Origin of the sequence: Anaeroplasma sp., assembly GCF_034179385.1 — a bacterium.
Lineage (GTDB): Bacteria > Bacillota_I > Bacilli_A > Acholeplasmatales > Anaeroplasmataceae > Anaeroplasma.
This window is the reverse complement of the sequence record NZ_JAXFPY010000054.1, coordinates 1-2,277: the sequence shown is the minus strand read 5'-3', so window position 1 is coordinate 2,277 and position 2,277 is coordinate 1. Positions and strand designations below refer to the sequence as shown.

Sequence of the window (2,277 nt, the reverse complement as noted above, 5' to 3'; positions counted from 1 at the left end):
TATGCTTTCTTACACATTCTTGAAAGAAATCTATAGATAAAAAATTCACCTCTAGTAGATTTTAGTTTTTGTTTTAAAACTTTATATCTTTTCACATCAATTCACCTCCTCTCTTTTTTATATAATACACCCTATTTTGACATTATTCATGTCTATTATAAAAATATTTTATTTTTTTTATACCTACTTAATACAAATATATACGAATAGTAATAATAAATAGAGTTTTAAATTTATTAATAAAATAAAAATGCTTTGGATAAATTCCAAAGCTTTTTTTGCAAAAAAATAGAGCTATAAAGCTCTATTCACCCTTCTTTTTGGATACCATATCCTTAAATTTATTTAAATCCTCTAGGAATTCAAATCTTGCAATGAAGAATTCATTTCCCATATCTGATGCTAAAGCCTCATCCATTCTACCATGCATTTGAATGAATGGATATTCCTTCTTAATATCTTCATAGGAATATTTGTATTCAAAGCGATCGCGTCTACCATAGAATACACAATAATATTTAGGATAATCCATATTTACATTTCTAATTTCATCATAACAAATGATATCTGCCCAGATTTGGTATGTATCTAGAGATTGACCAAAGTTGATGATATCTGGAGTGAATCCTCCTGGTGGACGCATGTTCACCTCTAAGGCTACAATGTCTCCAGCTTTACCAAGACCATGCTTATCACATCTTAAACGGAAGAACTCTAAATGGAAATAACGGCTCTTAATATTAAATGCCTTTAAAACCTTTTGTCCAACCTCTTTAATATCCTCTGGAACTTCCTTATTAACATAATAGGTGCACTCTAGATTTTGATTTACAATATCCATAATGGATGGTGGGAAAATTTCATTATCACAGAATACTACATTAGAATTCGAATCACATACTCCATCGAAAGAAGTAATATCTCCTGTTATGAATTCTTCCATAATATATGGTACATGGAATCCTTGTGCATAAAACCTTTCTAAGTCCTCCTTAGATTCAATTTTATATGTAGCTGCAGCACCAACGCCAACATCAGGCTTAACAACTACAGGATATCCAACCATATCAATAAATTTTAAATCCTCCTCGATGGATTTACAAAAAGCATATCTTGCAACAGGTACACCCGCTTTAATATAAAATTCCTTCATTTTAGATTTTGAAGTATAATGCTCTACATCAGAAAGCTTATCGCCTTTAATATTGAAATCTGTTCTAAGCTTTGCATCCTGTCTTAGCCAATATTCATTATTGGATTCAAGCATATCAATTTTGCCATATTTAAATGCAAAGAAGGCAACAGCCTTATATACTTCATCATAATTCTCTAAATTGCATACCTTATAATATTCCGTTAATGCATTTTTTACTCTTGAATCAAGCTCGTTGTATGGTGTGTCACCTACTCCAAGTACAGTTACTCCGTTCTTTTTTAGCCTATCGCAGAAATTGTAATAATTCTTAGGAAATGCCGGAGAAATAAATACAAAATTCATCTCAATCACCCTCAAAAATTATATCACTTTGTCAAAACGGAATATAGTTTTTTTTGCATTTCACTCTTTTAAAAACGTTTACGATAAAGTATAATAGGAATAAGGCTTAAAGGAGGCATTAAAATGTTTGGTAAAAAGAAGAAAAAAGATCAGTTCGATGAAAATGAATCTGTAGAAATTACTGAAGATGATTTAGAAACTACTGGTGAAGATAAAATCATAGAAGATGATTCCGTAGAGGATAATTTCGAAACAAAAGAAGAAAAGGAAAAAAGAGAAAAGCAGGAAGCTAAGGAAGAAGCGAAAGCCTTAAAGAAGCAAGAATTAGAAGAAATTAATGAAACCTTAGATCCAACACCTAAGACTCGCTTAGGTACAAACTTCAGAATGTATAAATTCATTATTAAGATTCTTATTTTTGCAATATTAATCGCATTCGCAATTTTATTGTTTGCTTTTAAGATAGAATTAATTGGTGCGGTTTATATGATAACTGCTGTCATAATTCTTTTCTCAGCAATTATAAGATTGATTCCGCTTCTTAAAACTACGAAATCTAAAAGAGCTCGTTTGATTTTATTGATTCAATGCTTGATTCATATTACAATAGGTGCTTATTTAATATTAGCTGCATTCTATCATTGGGATAAATGGAATCAACTATTAGCTGATGATGCAAGAGCAAATACTCTTGAGGAATTATATAAAATGTCTGGTGGAAAATTTGCTGAATTTAACGTCCAGGCATATGCTTATATTTTAGTAATTTTCTTCTATAC

2 protein-coding genes are annotated in these 2,277 nt (G+C 30.4%); one reads left to right on the top strand and one right to left on the bottom strand.

Translation table 11 applies throughout. The features are described from left to right. Window positions 1-304: 304 nt before the first annotated feature. Complete coding sequence (locus tag SPJ17_RS03540; RefSeq protein WP_321092826.1) at window positions 305-1,498, bottom strand: ATP-grasp domain-containing protein; 1,194 nt, start codon at window positions 1,496-1,498, stop codon at window positions 305-307. A 123-nt stretch (window positions 1,499-1,621) separates the two neighbouring features. On the opposite strand from SPJ17_RS03540, the gene SPJ17_RS03535 reads away from it, so the two are divergent. Continuing rightward, window positions 1,622-2,277, top strand: a 656-nt coding sequence (locus SPJ17_RS03535; protein WP_321092825.1) for a hypothetical protein, incomplete at its 3' end; no start/stop codon positions are given.